Genomic DNA, 16,867 nt, shown 5'->3' on the forward strand with positions numbered 1-16,867 from the left:
GAAAGACTTTGAAAATGGCGGACGAGACCGTCCAGGATATCATCGTGATCGGCGCCGGCATCATCGGCATCAGTTCCGCGCTTGCCCTGCAGGCAAGGGGGCGGCAGGTGCTTGTGCTGGATCGGCAGGCGGAAACGGCACGCGCATCGGAGATGAACGCCGGAGCTTTCGCCTTTACCGATATCGTTCCGCTGGCAACGCCCGGCATCATGCGCAAGGCACCGAAATGGTTGCTCGATCCGCTGGGTCCGCTCTCCGTTCCGCCCGCCTATGCCCTCAAGATCGCACCCTGGATGCTGCGGTTCTGGCGGGCAAGCTGGCCGGATCGCTACCAGGCGTCGATGTCGGCACAGGCCGCCTTGATGAAGCTGGCGCAGGAGGCGCTTGCCCGGCAGGTTTCGGACACCGGAGCAGCCTCCCTGATCCAGGCCGAAGGGCAGCTGCAGCTTTATGAAGGCGAAGCGGAATTCCGTGCCAGCCTGCCCGGCTGGGAGCTGCGCAAGCAACATGGCATCCGCTTCGAGCTACTAGAAAGCCCGGAAGCTATCGCCGCCATTCAGCCGGGTCTTGACTGTCGCTTCACTCATGCCGCCTTCACGCCGGACTGGACCAACACTTGTGATCCCGCCCGCTGGCTGGCGCATCTGACGTCTGTCTTCCTGCAGCGGGGCGGACGGATCGAAAGCGCTGACGTATCAGGTCTGAAGCCAAGTGAAGACAGTGTTCAGATCGACGCTTCCGATAAGGCCTGGATGGCGAAACAGGTCGTCGTGGCCGCAGGTGCCTGGTCGCACCACCTTGCAAAGACGATCGGCGACCGCATCCCTCTTGAGACCGAACGCGGCTACAATACGACACTGCCGGAAGGCTCCTTTGACCTGAAAACCCACCTGACCTTTTCCGGTCACGGCTTCGTCGTTACCAAGATCAATGGCGGCGTCCGTGTCGGAGGGGCCGTCGAATTGGGTGGGCTGACGCTTCCGCCGAATTTCAAGCGCGCCGACATCCTGCTGGACAAGGCCAGGCGGTTCCTGCCTGCCTTGAAAACGGACGGCGGCAAGAAATGGATGGGCTTCAGGCCCTCCATGCCCGACAGCCTGCCCGTCATCGACCGCTCACCCGGTGACCGCCGGGTCGTCTATGCCTTCGGGCATGGTCACCTCGGCCTGACGCAGTCCGCGGGGACGGCGGAACTGGTCGCCAATCTCGTATCCGACACACAAAACCCCGTCGATATAGCCGCCTTTTCCGCGCGGCGCTTCTAAACTCTTTTAGAGGAGGAACTTCATGAAAATTACGGCCATCAACGTCTTTCAGGTCGACCTTCCCCTGAAAGAAGGGCGTTACAGCTGGTCTAACGGCAATTTCGTGGAAGTCTTCGACAGCACCGTTGTCGAGATCGAGACTGACGAAGGCCTCAAGGGCTATGCCGAATGCTGCCCGCTCGGGTCTGCCTATCTGCCGAGTTATGCCCTTGGGGTGCGGTCAGGACTTCAGGAACTGGCGCCCCACCTGATCGGAAAGGATCCGCTCAATATCGGTGAAATCAACCGGGTGATGGATGCTGCGCTGCGCGGTCATCCCTATGCCAAGGCGCCGATCGACATCGCCTGCTGGGACCTGCTGGGCAAAGCGACGGGCCAGCCGCTTTATACGTTGCTTGGCGGTGCAGCCCAGGACGACGTGGTGCTTTACCGGGCGATCAGCCAGGAAGCGCCGGAGATCATGGCAAAGAAGATCGAAGGTTATGCGGCCGAAGGCTATACCAAGTTTCAGCTGAAGGTCGGCGGCGATGCCAATGACGATATCGACCGCATCCACGCCACCCGCGAAGTTTTGAAGAAATCGGATCTGCTGGTGGCCGACGCCAACACCGGCTGGACCCGGCATGAAGCCGCACGCGTCGTCGGGGCAGTGTCTTCGCTTGATGTCTATATCGAGCAACCCTGCCTCACATATGAGGAAAGCGTCTCCATTCGCCGCCGGACGGCGCTGCCCTTCGTTCTGGACGAGGTGATCGACGGGCCGAACACGCTGGTGCGCGGCATTGCCGAAGACGCGATGGATTGCATCAACCTGAAGATCTCGAAGGTCGGTGGCCTGACCAAGGCCAAGCTGATGCGTGATCTCTGCATTGCCCACGGTATTCCGATGACGATCGAAGACACCTGGGGCGGGGACATCGTTACGGCGGCGATCGCCCATCTGGCGCGCTCGACCCCATCGGATTTCACCTTCTCGGCAACGGACTTCAACAGCTATGGCACGGTTGATATCGCGAAAGGCGCACCCAAGCGTGTCAATGGCCGCATGACGGCTTCCGAGCTGCCGGGCCTCGGCATCACGCCGATCTTCGATGCTTTGGGCGAACCTGTCGCTCGCTATTCCTGAACCGGCTGACCTCAAGGGCAGAGACATGCGCAGCAGCAAGACCATCCATGTGATTTCCTGCCATGCGGAAGGCGAGGTCGGCGACGTGATCGTCGGCGGCGTCGCCCCTCCGCCGGGCGAAACGCTCTGGGAACAGAGAAGTTTCATCGCGAAGGACCAGACGCTGCGCAATTTCGTGCTGAACGAACCGCGCGGGGGTGTGTTCCGTCATGTGAACCTGCTTGTCCCGCCCAAACATCCGGAGGCGGATGCCGCCTTCATCATCATGGAGCCGGAAGACACGCCGCCGATGTCAGGATCCAACTCGATCTGTGTCTCCACGGTGCTGCTTGACGGCGGTATTGTTCCGATGGTCGAACCGGTCACGGAGATGGTTCTGGAAGCGCCCGGCGGACTGGTGCGGGTGAAGGCCGAATGCCGGAACGGCAAGGCGGAGCGCATCTTCGTCCAGAACGTCACCAGCTTTGCCGACAAACTGTCAGTGCCGCTGGAAGTGGAAGGCATCGGCACGCTGACGGTCGACACCGCCTATGGCGGCGACAGTTTCGTGGTCGTCGACGCCGAGGCGCTCGGGTTCGGGATCGTCGAAGACGAGGCCAAGGACATTGCCCGCCTGGGTGTCCGGATCACCAATGCAGCCAACGAACAGCTCGGCTTTTCCCATCCGGAAAATGCCGACTGGAACCACATCTCCTTCTGCGCCTTCTGCGGCCCGCTGTCGAAGACGCCGACGGGCCTCTCCGGACGGTCCGCTGTTGCCATCCAGCCGGGCAAGGTCGACCGCTCCCCAACGGGTACGGCCGTTTCTGCCCGGATGGCGCTGATGGCGGCGAAGGGGCAAATGAACGTCGGCGACACCTTCGAAGCCGTTTCCATCATCGGGTCCACCTTCACCGGCCGCATCGTTTCACAACAGATGGCGGGCGACCGGGCCGGGATTGTTCCGGAAATTTCCGGGCGTGGCTGGGTCACCGGCATTCACCAACACATGCTCGACCCAAGCGACCCCTGGCCGGGTGGCTACAAGCTCAGCGACACCTGGGGTGCGTGATTGTCGGGCTGAGGTGACGTAGAGAATGACTGGTCTTGTTGGGGTGTTTCCCTAGCGGGACTTGTCATAAATATCGATATGGCTCTACTGGCAAGCTTCCTTACGTCATTCGTCTATAAGGAAAAACGTCAAGTAAACTGAATTCCTCAACTCCATTCCTCTAAAGCGAATTTTGGAGGAAAGGAAAAATTACCAGTATCGGCCGGTTAAGACTTGTGAGTGGTGCAGGAAAGCATTTTAGTAGCGCCAAGACCTGAATATTTGCGAACGCATGATTATGGACAAATTGGCGAAAAGAGGCGTTTGCCTCATTGGTTGCGGTTTCATGGGCAAGGCTCTGGTGGAAGCCTGGCTGGCAAAGGGAATGCCTGCCGGTTCCATCTACGTGCGCGATCCCCGACCGTCCGGCTGGCTGCAAAGCCAGGCGGGCGTCAACATCAACGAGCCTTTCCCGGCGTCTCCGGCCGCGATTGTCATCGCCACTCGTCCGCAGATCGTGGAGAAGGTTCTGGCGCCGCTCGGCTCCTTCGGTGGTGGCGAAACGGTGATCCTGTCGATTGCGGCCAGTAAACCGATTTCAGTGCTGGAAAAGCAATTCCCGGATGGAACGCCAATCATTCGCGCGATGCCCAACCTGCCGGCAACGGTCGGCTCTGCTGTCTCGACCTTTGTTGCCAACGAGGCGCTGACTGCCAGCCAGAAGGTGGAAGCCCTCAAGCTGATTGCCGCCTTCGGCTCGGTTGTCGAATTGCCGGACGAAGGCCTGCTGCCGGTGGTTACTGCCTTGTCCGGTGCAGGGCCTGCCTATGTGTTTGCCATGGCTGAGGCCTTTGCCGCGGCAGGGGCACGCCTTGGTCTGCCGGAGGACCTTGCCCATGAGTTGGCCGTGCGCACAGTGGCCGGCGCCGGGCGCATGCTTGCGCAGCCGGACGCGGATGCGACCGGGTTCCGCGTCGCCGTGACGTCCAAAGGCGGCACGACCGAAGCAGGCATGCTGGAGTTCATGGCTGACGAGAACGGCATTCAGGATCTCGCCCGCCGCACGGTTGAAGCCGCTGCCGAGCGCTGCAAGGAACTGTCCGGACTGAAACCTGCCGAGCAGCCCCGGACCCTGCGGCTCGTCAGGGACTAGCGGCGGTTTCCAGCAGAAGCCATCTGGCTCTTCCGCAGGTCTCTAGGCCTTCAGAACTGAGGCTATATCCGAGGTTTGCAGCCGTTGGTAAGCGGATCTGATTGTGCTGCCAAAGGCCGCTGATCCTGGCAGGTCGTCGCCGAAAACCTCCGAGAGCGACAGCATCCTGTCGACATACGCGTTGCCGTCCGTTTCCTGCACAATGGTGCTAATCCTTGCGGACAGGGGGTCGTTCAACGGCAGCGAGGCGCCCGTTCTTGAAACACCGCGGCAATAGAGCATCCATGCGGCAACGGCGAGTGCCGATAGCGGCCAGGGGCTGTTGTCCTTCAGATGTTGCCGGATTGGTGCCAGCAGCCGTTGCGGCAGTTTCTGGCTGCCGTCAGAAGCGATCTGGGTGGTCTTGTGATGAAGCGCGGTGTTTTCAAACCGGGCAATCAGGGCTTCGGCATAGGCCTTGATATCGACACCGTCCGGCACGGACAGCGTCGGGGCCTGTTCGTTCAGCATCAGGTTGAGGGCTGCCTGCCGGAAGGCCGGATCGGCCATGCAGTCGGCAATCGTTTCCTTGTCTGCCAGCGCCCCAAGATAGGCGAGAAACGAATGGCTGCCGTTCAGCATCCGAAGTTTCATGTCTTCAAACGGCGCCACATCTTCAACGAATTCAGCACCTGCCAGATGCCAATCCGGACGTGGGCCGGCAAACCGGTCTTCAATTACCCACTGGCGGAATGTCTCGCACAGGATACCGTTCCGGTCAGCGCGACCTAGTGCGTCCTCAAGCGTTGCGAACGAACTGTCGGTCATTGCCGGTGTGATGCGATCGACCATGGAACAGGGGAAAGTGCAATTGCCTTCGATCCATTCTGCCAAATCCGGGTTGAGCCGCGCGGCGAAATCCAGGACCGCACGACGGCACAGCTCGCCGTTGGCGGGAAGATTGTCGCACGACAGGATCGTCAAACCGGCGAGACCGGCTGCATGTCGCCGCCTGAGGCCTTCCACCAGCACGCCGATGGCCGTGGAAGGGGCATCTGGCGTTGCAAGGTCCTGCTGGATGCCGGGATTGTCTTCATCCAGCCTGCCATCTTTCAGGCAATACCCTTTCTCGGTGATTGTCAGTGTGATCACTGCGAGATCCGGATCGGCGATCCGGTTCGGCAAGGCATCGATGCCATCACGCTTGGGGTGGACCGTCGCACAGATAGCGCCGACCTCGCGCAAGGAGAGGTCGTCACCGGACATCTCGCCGACAGTGAAAAGTCCGTCCGCCTCGTCAAGACCGGTGAGTTCGTCCGCACCGGAGTTGAGCCGGGCAACCACGACGCCCCAGTCGCTTGCCGTCCGGCGTAGCATATCGTCGTGAAACACCAGAACATGTGCCTTGGCAAAGGCGCCAAAACCGATGTGCAGCAGTCGGATGCGCAGCTTTGTCCGGTCGTAGTCGACCGTTTCAACCAAGTGACTGACGCTGCTCATGACTGGCTCACCGTGAAGTCGATTGTTTCGCCCGTTTTCCGCTCGGTCCCGTTGACGGCCAAGGTGCCGGCACCGGCCAGCCAAAGGGTGACCTTGTCGAAGGCGGGTTGCCAGTTGCCGGATCTTTGCCAATCCAGATGGACTGTTTCCCCTGTTCGGGAGAGGCAAAGCCGGGTCAAACAGCTCTCGCCAGCCAGTGCGTCCACCGTGTCACCGTCATCGTCATAAAACTGCGAGTGCCTGTCCGGTGTTCCTTCCGGCTGTGGGTAGATACACCACGTGCGCAAGGTGTCGGAAGACGGTGTCGACCTCAGGTTTTCGGCTGCCATCGGCAGCACTGTACCGCCTCGAACGAACAGCGGAATGGTATCAAGAGCCACCGGAACGTCGATCATCTGGCCGCCTTCATACCAGTTGCTGCCGTCAAAGGCCCACCAGCCTTCTTCGTTGGCAGGCAGCGTGACCCGCCGCGACGTTGCGCCTTCCTCGACCACTGTCGCGACCAGAAGATCCCGGCCCAGCAGGAAGTCGAAATCAGCCTCCCGGCAGGCAGGGTCGTTCGGATAATCCAGGAACAGAGGCCGCAGCATCGGCTCGCCTTCGGTCACGGCACGGTGCAGCAGGGTGTAAAGATAAGGGATCAGCTGCGCGCGTAACTTCAGTGCGTTGCGCACGAGCGGCGTTATTTCCGGATACATCCAGGCTTCGTTGGCGGTGCCGTCGTCGTTCCAGGAATGGATCGTGAAACGCGGATGGAAAATGCCGTTCTGTACCCAGCGCAGGAACAGCTCCGGCTCCGGCCGCGGGCCGGCAAAGCCGCCGACATCGTGGCCGATGTTGTAGAAGCCGGAGAGGCTGAGGCCGAGGCCCATCGGAATGTTCCAGCGCAACGTGTCCCAGCTGGTGAAATTGTCGCCCGTCCAGGTCTGGGCATAGCGTTGCGTGCCGGGGCAGGCGCAACGGGAAATCAGGTAGGGCCGCTTTTTCGGTTGGTGGGCAACCTGAGCCTCAAACGAAGCCCGTGTCATCAGCTGGCTGTGCAGTGGACGGATCAGATTGACCGGGATCGGTTTTCCGAAACCGGCGCAGACCGCTTCATCGTCCCACACCTCATATTCGTTATTGTCATTCCAGGTGCAAGGAATGCCTCTGGAAAAGAGCTTGTCCTTCAGGTTTTGTTGCCACCAGCGGACGGTGTCCTCGTTGGTGAAGTCAAGGTGTGAACCATAGCCGTCCCAGAAAGGTGATTGCTCGGGTGCGCCGGTTTCACTGTCGCGAATGAAGAGCCCGGCCTCGGCTGCTTCCTTGAACAGCGGGTGGTCGTCCAGAAGCACCGGCTTGATATTGGCGATGAGGTTGATGCCGGCCTCGGCATAGGCCCGGGTCATGGTCTCGACATCGGGGAAGCGGTCGGTGTTCCAATGGAACACGTAGCGCTTGCCCTTGATGGCTGTATAGCCCGACGACATCTGGAAACTGTCGCAGGGCATGTCTTCTTCCGACAGCTTGCCAAGGAACTCCATCAGCCGTTCCTGTGCATTTTCGGAATCGGTATAGGCCATGGTCGAGCCGGAGTACCCAAGCCCCCACCGTGGCATGAAGGCGGTGCCGCCCGTCAGCCGGTGATGCTGCTTGACGATATCCAGAACGCTCGGTGCCCAGCTGAAGTAATAGTCAAGGTCACCATCGGCGGCGCGGAAGGCGCGGAAAGGCAGGTGGTAGTTGTCTTTCTCGTTGCCGAGGTCGAACCAGCAGGGGGCCAGCGTGTCGTAGTAGAGCCCGACTGCGCCGAGCCGGCCCTTGTCGGTGATGGTGAAGGGAATGTGCTTGTAGAGCGGGTCTGTGGTTTGCGCGTCGTATCCCATGGCATCGAGATTGCGCATCTCGAACCGCCTGCCGGTGCGCTCCAGGCCACCGGCCTTTTCGCCGAGACCGTAGTAACGCTCATCCGGGTTTCGCCGCATGAAATGATGATTGCGATGGTCGCGGCGCCCGATCATGTAGGCGTCCTGGGGCCGGTCGCGGGCGATCTCCTGCCAGGGTTCGCCAGCAGCGGGCCGGCTTTCCCAAACGAAGGCAAGCGGGATATTGATGGTCAGGCGCAGGATTTCCGTTTCCAGGACAAGCCTGCCTTCCTGCTCTTCCAGCACGAAGTCGGGGCAGGAAAAGCCTGCGAGGTCGTCCCGCGCACGGCCGTCGAACGGCACGTCGCCTTCCGGTGCGATCGCCCAGGTCCGGTCCAGACGATAGGTCCCGTCCTTCAGCAGAACAACGCGGATGAGCGCATTTTCGAGAACCTTGACTACCAGGCGGTGCCGGTTCTCGACTTCAAGTGCGATCCCGGCGCTGGAGCGGCCCAGGTAACGCCAGTTTTTGAGGGCTTTCATGACAGATCCTAGTAGCCGAGGAGAACGCGCGGCAGGAACAGGCTGAGGGCAGGTACGTAAGTGACCAGCAGCAGGAGAGCGACCAGCACCGCGTAGAAGCCGAGCATGGGTCTGAGTACCTGGCCGATCTTCACCCCGCCGACCGAGCAGCCGACAAAGAGTGCCGACCCCACTGGCGGTGTACAGATGCCGATACACAGGTTGAAGGTCATGACGACGCCGAAATGCACCGGGTCCATGCCGAGATCTTCCACCACCGGCAGGAAGATGGGGGTGAAGATCAGCAATGCGGGCGTCATGTCCATGAAGGTGCCAACCACTAGCAGCGCCAGGTTGATGATCAGCAGCAGGACGAGCGGATTTTCAGAAAGGCTCAGCAGCGTGTCGGAGATCGAATAGGGGATATCCGCAAAGGCCATCGCTTTCGACATGGCGATGGAACAGCCGATCATCAGCAGCACGATGGACGTTGTCACCGCGCTTTCCAGGATGATGCCGGGAAGTTCGCGCGGTGAGATTTCCCTGTACCAGATCACGCTCAGGAAGAGCGTATAGACAACAGCAACGGCTGAAGCTTCGGTTGCGGTGAAGATGCCGCCGATGATGCCGCCCATGACGATCACGATCAGGCCAAGTGGCAGCATGGCGTCCAGCGTCTTGGCGATAACTTCCTGGCCACTGGGCCGTTCGGCAACCGGATATCCCCTGCGCTTGGCAATGATGCCGGCGACGACCATCAAGCTGAGCCCCATCAGGATGCCCGGAATGTAACCGGCAACGAACAGGGCCGCGATGGAGGTGCCGTTGGTAATCAGCGAATAGACGATGAAGGTTGCGCTCGGCGGGATCAAAAGGCCGGTCGGGCAGGAGGCGATGTTGACCGCCGCGCTGAACGCCGGATCGTAGCCTTCCTTCTTCTGAAGCGGAGACATCACGCCGCCGACAGCGGCGGCCGAGGCAACGGCGGAGCCCGAGATGGAGCCGAACATCATGTTGGCGATGACGTTGCAGTGGGCAAGCGCGCCGGGCAGGCGGCCGGCCAGAACCTTGGCGAACTCGATCAGGCGCATGGCGATGCCGCCCCGGTTCATGATGTTGCCCGCCAGAATGAAGAACGGAATGGCCAGCAGGGTGAAGCTGTCGAGACCGGAGGCGACCTGCTGCGCGACGATATAGACCGACTGGTCGAACGACATGAACAGCAGGAAGGTGGCGAAAGCTGCAAGACCGATGGCGAAGGCGATCGGTACGCCCAGGATCATCAGAAAAGCGAATGTCCCGAACAGGACGAGGACAGATTGGATATCCATGAAGTTACTCGTTCCCGGTCAGGTTTCAGTCCAGAGGGCCGCCGACGCTGGCGGTGCCTTCCTGTTCGTTCGGGCCGCGGCCAGTGCGAAAGAGGTCGGCCAGAAATGTCAGGCAGTAGTAGAGAATGCAGAGCCCGGAGAACGGGATCGCGATATAGACGAGGCCCATGGGGAGGCGCAGCGCCGGGGATACCTGCTGGGTTTCCAGTGTCCGGCTGACCAGGTCGAGCCCGCCGTAGACCATCACGACCCCTGCAAAGAGTGCGATGGCGGCAATGATGCCGATATTGACCAGAAGGCGCAGGATGCCTGTGGTGATGACGGGAAGCAGGTCGATGGCAAGGTGTCGTCGCTGGCCGAAGGTGTAAGCCCCGCCCAGCAGAGCAACCCAGATGAACAGGAAGCGGGCCATTTCGTCTGTTACCGTGCTCGGGCTTTGCAGCACGTAGCGCGAGACGACCTGCCAGACGACACAGGCAACCAGGACGGCGAAGGCGATGGTGATGACGAGACGCAGGACCATGTCCACGCCTCTGGTGATGACTGTCACGATATTCCTCCCGCGCAGGCCTCGTTCTTGCCGCGGCAACAGGCGCGGCGTGGGCTCCGACACAGTAAGACATGCGTCAGGAAATTAAATTGGTCAACCAATTTTCTAAAAAAGGTTGACTGATTTTGAAAATTGGACGAACAATTCCTCATCCGCGGCGGTCTGGCCTTGCAAGTCCCGCGGCCAACCGATCCGTTCCGGCACGGAACGCAAGTCCTGCGGCCAAGGCTGCAATTGGGAGGAAATCATGTCGAAATTCGTTAAGCTGGCGGCTGTTCTTGCCGCGGGCGTCGTCGCTCTGGGTTCTGCCGCCAGCGCCAAGACGCTGCGCCTCAATCACAACAACCCGGAAGACCATCCGCTGCACAAGTCGATGCAGTTCATGGCGGAGCGCGTTGAAGAGCTGACAGACGGCGATCTGAAAATCCGCATCTATGCCAACGCTCAGCTTGGCACCCAGCGTGAATCCATGGAGCTGATGCAGAACGGTTCCCTGGACATGGCCCGTTCCAACGCATCCGAACTGGAGGCCTTCGAGGAATCCTACGGTGCGCTCAACCTGCCCTACATCTTCGTCAGTGCCGACCACTACTACGACGTTCTGACCAATGACATCGGTGCGGACATTCTTGCCTCGTCCGAGGACAAGGGCTTCATCGGCCTTGCCTATTACATCGAGGGCGCACGTTCCTTCTACGCCAACAAGGCGATCCATTCCCCGGCCGACCTGAAAGGCATGAAGATCCGCGTTCAGCCGAGCCCGTCTGCCATTCGCATGGTTGAGCTGCTCGGTGCCAACCCGACCCCGATTGCCTGGGGCGAGCTTTACAGCGCCCTGCAGCAGGGTGTTGTCGATGGCGCTGAAAACAACCCGATCGCGCTCACTTCCGCCCGTCACGGCGAGGTTTCCAAGTTCTATTCCGACGACGGCCACACCATGATCCCGTCCGTCGTGATGATTTCCACCAGCTCCTGGAACGATCTGACCGACGAGCAGAAGGAAGCCATGCGCACGGCCGCGCGTGAATCCATGGATTTCCACCGCGAGCAGTGGGATGCCATGAGTGCGGAAGCGGTCGAGACCGCGAAGAGCGAACTCGGCGTGGAATTCGTCGAAGTGGAAAAGGGTCCGTTCATCGAAGCGGTCCTGCCGATGCATGAGGAAGCAGCGGCCAAGTCTCCGGTCGTTGCCGACCTGATCAAGCGCATCAAGGCAGCTGCGCAATAACATCTGAAAACACCTTAAAGTCCTGCCGGAGACCTGACCGATGCTCGAACGCTCCCATCTCGCCGACAACGCCTTGCAGGCGCTGCATGACGAAGACTATGACGTGCCCTTCAACACGCAATCCTTGTGTCATGACGGCCTGATCTTCATGGGTGGGCGGGCATCGGAAAGCCTTGATGGCGACTGGACTTTCTGTGTCGATCTGCTCGACACCGGCCTCCGGCAGAAATGGTTTGCCATGCTGCCGGAGGCGCCGGAAAACCGCACTGAACCCTGGGACTATGATCCCTACGTGGGGGAAACGGTGCCGGTTCCATCCAACTGGGCGATGATGAAGGAGAAGTGGTACTTCTTCGAAGGCAGCGCCTGGTACACGCGGGCTCTCGACATCGAGACGGTGGACAGTTCCAAGCGCCAGTTTCTGAGGTTCGGTGCCGCGAGCTACGACTGCAAGATCTTCCTGAACGGCGAGTTCCTTGGCAACCACTACGGTGCCTCGACACCTTTCTGCGTCGAGCTGACGGGCAAACTGAAGACCGGCCGCAACTGGATCATGGCCTGCGTCAACAACATCCGGACACGCGACCGGGTGCCGATGCGCAATACCGACTGGTTCAACTACGGTGGTCTCTATCGGGAAGTGTCATTTTTCGAAACACCGAAGACCCTTATCAAGGACTTCTTTCTTTACCTTGTGCCGGACGGCACATACTCCACGCTGCGGGCCGAAGTCGCCGTCGACGGTGTGCCGGCTGGTGCTGTGACGCTTTCCATTCCCGGGCTTGGCATCGAAAAAGAAATTGTGCTGGATGCGGACGGCAAGGGAACGCTCGACATTTCAGCCCGGCCGCAACTGTGGAGCCCGGAAACGCCCGTCCTTTATGATGTCAGCGTCACCTGCGGCGAAGACCGTGTGTGCGACCGGATCGGTTTTCGCCAGATCGAGCGCCGCGGCACGGATATTCTGCTGAACGGGGCGCCTCTGTTCCTTCGCGGGATTTCCGTCCACGAGGACGATGCACTCCTCGGCAAGGTGACAAATGAGGATGATTTGCGCCGCCGCTTTGCCCATGCGCGCGAACTGGGCTGCAACTATCTGCGACTTGCACATTATCCGCATCACGAACGGGCGGCTCAGATTGCTGATGAACTCGGCTTTTTGCTGTGGGAGGAAATCCCGGTCTACTGGGCCATCGATTTTGCCAATCCGGCGACCTATCGCGATGCTGAAAACCAGTTGTCGGAACTGATCAAGCGGGATCGCAACCGGGCAAGTGTCGTCATCTGGTCCGTCGGAAACGAGAATCCTGACACGGATGCCCGGCTTACCTTCATGAAAGGCCTTGCCGAAACCTGCAAACGTCTCGACCCGACCCGGCTGACTTCCGCAGCCTGTCTGGTGAACCACGCCCGGAACCGGATCGAAGACAGGCTCGCGGCGCATATCGATATCATCGGCCTCAACGAATATTACGGATGGTATGAAGAGAATTTCGATGACCTTGCCGCGATCGGGGAGAACTCGGACCCGGACCGTCCGGTGGTGATTTCGGAAACTGGTGCTGACGGCGTTATCGGTGAGAAAGGTCCGAAGTCTGGCCTCTTCAGCGAAGATTACATGGCCGAAGTCTACATCAGGCAGATCGCAACTCTGCGCGAACTTGGATATATCAAAGGCATGTCGCCGTGGATACTTTACGATTTTCGTGTTGAGCGGCGCCAAAATATTTTTCAGAACGGCTATAACCACAAGGGGCTGATTGCCGCCGACAAGAAAACCAAGAAAAAAGCATTCCATATCCTGGCCGACTATTATCGCGAGATTGCAGCTGCCGGGGAGGGTGCAAGGAAGGCCTCATGACCAGCGATGCTGCAAAGCGCCGGTACCAGGAAATTGCCGAACTTCTCGCAAGGCGTATCGAGGAGGAGGGCTACAGGCCCGGCGACAAGTTTCCGACCGAGCGACAGATTTCGGTCGAACTCGGTATTAGCCGCTCCCTGGTGCGCGAAGCTTTCATCGTTCTTGAAATCGAGGGCTATCTCGATGTGCGCAAGGGGTCCGGCAGCTATGTGGCCGCCGGCGAGAAGATTTCGCTTCATATTCCGAAAGCAGACTACGGCCCCTTCGAATTGCTGCAGGCCCGCCAACTCCTGGAAAGCAGCATTGCCGGCTTTGCCGCCAACACGATCACCAAAAGCGACATCATTCATCTGCGGGAGACGCTTGATCTGGAGCGCAGGGCGATCGAACACGGTGAGGAAGATTACACCGCCGACCGGCAGTTCCACCGGCAGATCGCCGAAGCAACCCAGAACAGTGTTCTGGTGGACCAGGTGGAAGACCTCTGGAACAAGCGTGAAAACAGTTCCATGTGGGCTCGGCTGCATGACCGCATCTTCGATCTCAGCTACCGGGCCAAATGGCTGGATGATCACGCCGAAATTCTGGAGGCATTGCGCCACCGTAACTCCGAGAAGGCGCGCCTTGCCATGTGGCAGCACCTGGAAAACGTTCGCCTGACCCTGCTTGAGCTTTCCGACGTCGGCGACCCTGATTTCGACGGTTACCTTTATACCCCGGCACATGCCGCGCCCTGAGCGCCGGGCATCATGTGCGCCAGACGCAAGACCCCAAACACAAAACGCTGCAGCGATAACAACAAGAAAGACTTCAGGCGATGATCGAAAGCTGGCGCTGGTTCGGACCGCAGGACCCCATCTCCCTGAGGGATATCCGCCAGACAGGTGCACGCGGCATCGTCACCGCCCTGCATGACATTCCCAACGGCACCTTCTGGCCGGAAGAGGAAATCGCGTCCCGCCGCCGCATGATCGAGGCAGCCGGCCTGGAATGGGTCGTCACCGAGAGCATTCCGGTGCATGAGGACATCAAGACCGGGGCGCCCGGATGGGAAAAGTGGGCGGTAAACTGGGCGGAGACGGTTCGCGCCCTCGCGCGCCAGGGCATCAGGACGATTTGCTACAATTTCATGCCCGTGCTGGACTGGACCCGGACGGATCTCGACTACGAACTGGAAGACGGTGCAACCGCCCTGCGGTTCGAGTTCGCGGCCTATGCCGCTTTCGATCTGTTCATCCTGCAGCGGGAGGGCGCTGAGGCGGACTATGATGCTGCCGATGTTGCGCTTGCCGAAGAACGCTTTGCCCGGATGTCCATCGAGGAGCGGGACAGACTGACCGCCAATATCATTGCAGGACTGCCCGGTTCGGAAGAAAGCTACACGCTGGAGACATTCCGGGACCGCCTCGCGTCTTATCGCGGTATCGGCCGAGAAGAGCTTTTCCGGAACCTTCAGAACTTCCTTGAAATCGTCGTGCCGGCCGCCGAGGAGGAGGGTGCCGTACTGGCCATCCACCCGGATGACCCACCGAGGTCTCTCTTCGGTTTGCCGCGAATCGTCGGGTCGATCGGTGATCTGCAGCGAATTGCCGGCATGAACCCGTCAATGGCAAACGGCTTTACCGTCTGCTCCGGGTCGCTTGGTGTCAGCGCCGGCAACAATATTCCCGAAATCGTCGATGCATTGGGTGAGCGGATCCATTTCGCCCATCTGAGGGCAACCAGGCGCGAGCAGGATCCCCGCAGTTTCCGCGAAGATGCGCATCTTGAGGGCGACGTCGATATGGTCGCCATCATTCGTGCACTGCGGCGCATGGAACGACAAACGGGTAAGTGGATCCCGATGCGGCCGGATCATGGGCATCGTATATTGAACGATCTCAGTGGAACCTCGACGCCCGGGTATCCGGCGATCGGCCGGTTGCGGGGACTGGCGGAGCTGCGCGGTGTGACCCGGGCGGTTGATATTCTGGACACAGTCGAAGCGGCGGCTGAATAGGTCATTCGGGCAGGGCAACAACCTTGACCGGGCGCGGTATCCGATTACATCCATCTGCTGAGAAACTTCACGGCAATGGCGATGGCACCGGTCATGCCCGAGATCCCGGAGACCTGAATGGAAAAGAATGTCGATACCCTTGTAGAGGACGGGCACGATGTCATCCTCATCGAAGGACTGAAAGTCGCGACGCAGATCGGCATTCTGGACAGCGAGAAAAACCGGACACAAACCGTCTGCTTCGATATCGAAATGCAGACCGTTACCGGCTATCGCCGGATCGTGCGCGAAACGGGTGCGTTTGTTTCCTATGCCGACGCGGTCGAATTCATTCTGCAGAAGGCAGCCTCCGGCGGTCATATCGACCTGGTCGAGGATTGGGCTGAAGCCGTTGCGGATTTCGTTTTGACGAATGAGCTGGTTGAAGGCGTCAGCGTGAAGGTCACCAAGCCGGACATCTTTGAGGAAGCCGCGGGTGTCGGCATTCGCATCAAGCGCTGCCGGCCGTCCCGTTGACCTTGCCCTCTCACCGCATTTTCCTATCTGCCCTGAAACCTGCCTGATCCCGCCCGGCTTTTCCGGGCAAGAGGTTCGACACCGGGAGCCCCGCCTCACATGATTTCCGCCGACCGCCTGCTGCCTCTCTGGCTCAAATATCGCGACGCTCTCGAAGCGCCGATCCGAACCTTCGAATTTGAAAAGTTTGGCCGGCGGTTCGAGGACCGCACCTATCAGATGGGCGTCCTGAACCTGTCACCGGACAGCACCTATCGCGAAACGGTCTGCCATACCTTCGAAGCGGCGCTTTATCGTGGTCGGCGCATGACGCTGGAGGGGGCGGCGATGGTCGACATCGGCGCGGAGTCGACCGGCGAGACTGCGGACATCGTCGCGGCCGAGCGGCAGATCGACCGCATGCGCCCGGTCGTAAAGGCTCTTGCCGACGAAGGCATTCTTGTTTCCGTTGAAACCTATCATCCGGAAGTGGGCGTCGCCCTGCTGGAAGCCGGAGCAGGAGTGGTCAATCTGACGGGACGCGTTGACGACCCGGCCTTCTACGAGGCGATTGCGAAGCATCAGGCCGGTATCGTCCTGTGTTACACGCCCGGCAAGAATGCCCGTTCCGATGATTACTTGCCGCCGGCTGAAGATATCTTCGATCACCAGCTCACATTCTTCCGCGAGAGGGTCCATCTGGCCACGGAAGCCGGGATCGAGCGGCTGTGGGTTGATCCCGGCTTCGGCTTTGCGCTGCACTTGCCGGACGGGCCGGACCGGATCCGGTATCAGACCGACAGTATTCTCCAGTCGTTCCGCCTGCGGGAACTCGGTTGGCCGGTGACCGTGCAGTTGACCGGGGCGGTGTATCTGTTCCGTGATGAAGTTCGGGTGGCGCAGACCAGCGCGGCAACTCTGGCCGTCATGTCGAGGGCAAACCTGGTGCGCAGCCATGAAGTGCCGCGCGTGCAGCCAGTCCTG

The 16,867-nt window shown here is 60.1% G+C and carries 14 protein-coding genes (1 of these 14 cut by a window edge); 10 read left to right on the plus strand and 4 right to left on the minus strand.

The window, feature by feature from the left end; translation table 11 throughout:
- The first annotated feature begins 14 nt into the window (after window positions 1-14).
- The 4 genes from B0E33_RS15355 (at window position 15) to B0E33_RS15370 (ending at window position 4,574) form a co-directional block, all read left to right on the plus strand.
- A complete protein-coding gene (locus B0E33_RS15355; RefSeq protein WP_077291675.1) occupies window positions 15-1,265 on the plus strand; it encodes an NAD(P)/FAD-dependent oxidoreductase in 1,251 nt (416 codons plus the stop codon).
- Window positions 1,266-1,287: 22 nt separating this feature from the next.
- Window positions 1,288-2,391, plus strand: a complete 1,104-nt coding sequence (locus tag B0E33_RS15360; protein ID WP_077291676.1) for a cis-3-hydroxy-L-proline dehydratase — start codon at window positions 1,288-1,290, stop codon at window positions 2,389-2,391.
- 25 nt (window positions 2,392-2,416) lie between these two features.
- Entirely contained in the window at window positions 2,417-3,442 is a 1,026-nt protein-coding gene (locus B0E33_RS15365; RefSeq protein WP_023000145.1) for a trans-3-hydroxy-L-proline dehydratase, read from the plus strand.
- Window positions 3,443-3,767: 325 nt separating this feature from the next.
- Window positions 3,768-4,574: a pyrroline-5-carboxylate reductase family protein gene (locus tag B0E33_RS15370; RefSeq protein WP_062486867.1), complete on the plus strand. Its 807-nt coding sequence runs from the start codon at window positions 3,768-3,770 to the stop codon at window positions 4,572-4,574.
- Between the two features lie 42 nt (window positions 4,575-4,616).
- Here B0E33_RS15370 and B0E33_RS15375 read toward each other — a convergent pair whose 3' ends face one another.
- The 4 genes from B0E33_RS15375 to B0E33_RS15390 are packed head-to-tail and all read right to left on the minus strand — an operon-like array spanning window position 4,617 to window position 10,300.
- Complete coding sequence (locus B0E33_RS15375; RefSeq protein ID WP_077291678.1) at window positions 4,617-6,053, minus strand: mannitol dehydrogenase family protein; 1,437 nt, start codon at window positions 6,051-6,053, stop codon at window positions 4,617-4,619.
- The gene (locus B0E33_RS15380; RefSeq protein WP_077291679.1) at window positions 6,050-8,440 is read right to left on the minus strand and encodes a glycoside hydrolase family 31 protein; all 2,391 of its coding nucleotides are present in this window, start codon (window positions 8,438-8,440) and stop codon (window positions 6,050-6,052) included. The genes B0E33_RS15375 and B0E33_RS15380 overlap by 4 nt, the downstream gene beginning before the upstream one ends.
- Window positions 8,441-8,448: 8 nt before the next feature.
- Window positions 8,449-9,750 carry a TRAP transporter large permease gene (locus B0E33_RS15385; RefSeq protein ID WP_077291680.1) on the minus strand — a complete coding sequence of 434 codons (1,302 nt, stop codon included), beginning with the start codon at window positions 9,748-9,750 and terminating at the stop codon, window positions 8,449-8,451.
- Between the two features lie 25 nt (window positions 9,751-9,775).
- Window positions 9,776-10,300: a TRAP transporter small permease gene (locus B0E33_RS15390; protein ID WP_156912417.1), complete on the minus strand. Its 525-nt coding sequence runs from the start codon at window positions 10,298-10,300 to the stop codon at window positions 9,776-9,778.
- A 247-nt stretch (window positions 10,301-10,547) separates the two neighbouring features.
- Between B0E33_RS15390 and B0E33_RS15395 the strand changes: the two genes are divergently transcribed.
- The 6 genes from B0E33_RS15395 to B0E33_RS15420 all read left to right on the plus strand — a co-directional run.
- Window positions 10,548-11,528: a TRAP transporter substrate-binding protein gene (locus B0E33_RS15395; RefSeq protein WP_031269012.1), complete on the plus strand. Its 981-nt coding sequence runs from the start codon at window positions 10,548-10,550 to the stop codon at window positions 11,526-11,528.
- 40 nt (window positions 11,529-11,568) lie between these two features.
- On the plus strand, window positions 11,569-13,389 hold the full coding sequence (locus B0E33_RS15400; protein WP_077291681.1) for a glycoside hydrolase family 2 protein: 1,821 nt from the start codon (window positions 11,569-11,571) through the stop codon (window positions 13,387-13,389).
- Window positions 13,386-14,126 (plus strand): FCD domain-containing protein, encoded by a 741-nt coding sequence (locus B0E33_RS15405; RefSeq protein WP_077291682.1) that lies wholly within the window; start codon window positions 13,386-13,388, stop codon window positions 14,124-14,126. The genes B0E33_RS15400 and B0E33_RS15405 overlap by 4 nt, the downstream gene beginning before the upstream one ends.
- Before the next feature lie 80 nt (window positions 14,127-14,206).
- Window positions 14,207-15,388, plus strand: a complete 1,182-nt coding sequence (uxuA, locus tag B0E33_RS15410; protein ID WP_062486877.1) for a mannonate dehydratase — start codon at window positions 14,207-14,209, stop codon at window positions 15,386-15,388.
- A 117-nt stretch (window positions 15,389-15,505) separates the two neighbouring features.
- On the plus strand, window positions 15,506-15,904 hold the full coding sequence (locus tag B0E33_RS15415) for a dihydroneopterin aldolase (protein ID WP_077291683.1): 399 nt from the start codon (window positions 15,506-15,508) through the stop codon (window positions 15,902-15,904).
- A 99-nt stretch (window positions 15,905-16,003) separates the two neighbouring features.
- Window positions 16,004-16,867, plus strand: the 5' portion of a protein-coding gene (locus B0E33_RS15420) for a dihydropteroate synthase (protein ID WP_023000157.1). Its footprint extends 21 nt past the window's final position; only the first 864 of its 885 coding nucleotides appear in the window; the start codon lies at window positions 16,004-16,006; its stop codon lies beyond the right edge, outside the window.

It is taken from the genome of Roseibium algicola (assembly GCF_001999245.1).
In the GTDB taxonomy this organism is placed as follows: domain Bacteria; phylum Pseudomonadota; class Alphaproteobacteria; order Rhizobiales; family Stappiaceae; genus Roseibium; species Roseibium algicola.